Source organism: Abiotrophia sp. HMSC24B09, assembly GCF_001815865.1.
GTDB lineage: Bacteria > Bacillota > Bacilli > Lactobacillales > Aerococcaceae > Abiotrophia.
In genome coordinates this window covers 63,751-64,646 of sequence record NZ_KV822206.1, presented here as the reverse complement: position 1 = coordinate 64,646, position 896 = coordinate 63,751, and the positions used below count along the sequence as shown (strand labels likewise).

Here is an 896-nt window from a genome sequence, read left to right as displayed (position 1 = left end):
GTGGTTGGCCTTGAACACCGTTCGATGTGGTATCAGTGCTAGTTGGCGTCACTTTCGTTACGGTTGGCGTGTAAGTAGCCGTCACTTCCGTCCCATTCTTGTCAACACGTTTTACAACTACAGGATCTGGTGTTCCAACGTATTGCTTGTCTGGCGTAAAGGTAATAGAGCCATCTGACTCAATGACATAGGTCCCGACATTTGGGACTTTCTTGGTGCTTGAGCCATCCTCGAAAGTCATTGGCTTAGCGTCATCAAGTGGTACCAACGGATCACCCTCGGTGAATGTTGGCTTACCCTTTTGTGGTTGGCCTTGAACACCGTTCGATGTGGCATCGGTACTTGTTGGCGTTACTCGCGTAACTGTTGGTGTGTAAGTAGCAGTCACTTCCGTACCGTTCTTATCCACACGTTTAACAGTAACTGGGGCTGGTGTTCCCACATACTGCTTGTCTGGGGTAAAGGTAATGGTCCCATCTGGGTTGATTGAATATTCCCCTACACCTTGAACTGTCTTCTTAGGCTGACCATCTTCAAAAGTCATTGGCGAATCCATATCAATTGGAACCGCAGGATCCCCTTCCTTGAAGACTGGCGTTCCTGTTTGTGGCACACCTTGAGGACCTGTTGAGGTAGCTGGGCTGCTGCTTGGAGTGACCTTGGTCACGTTAGGTGTATAAGTAGCAGTCACTTCCGTGCCATTGGTATCGACACGTTTAACCTTCACTGGAGTCGCCTTGCCAGTAAATTGCTTAAGTGGTTGGAAGGCAATGGTGCCATCTGAATTGATGGTATAAGTTCCTTCATTGGCTACAACTAAAGTATCCGTCCCATTTTCAAAGGTCATTGGTTTTGCCATATCAATCGGCACAGCCTGATCACCTGGGGTGAAGGTC

Annotated in this window: 1 pseudogene; it reads right to left on the bottom strand. The window is 48.3% G+C overall.

The features are described from left to right. Positions 1-896: pseudogene (locus HMPREF3093_RS09940) on the bottom strand (YSIRK signal domain/LPXTG anchor domain surface protein); the annotation flags it as partial.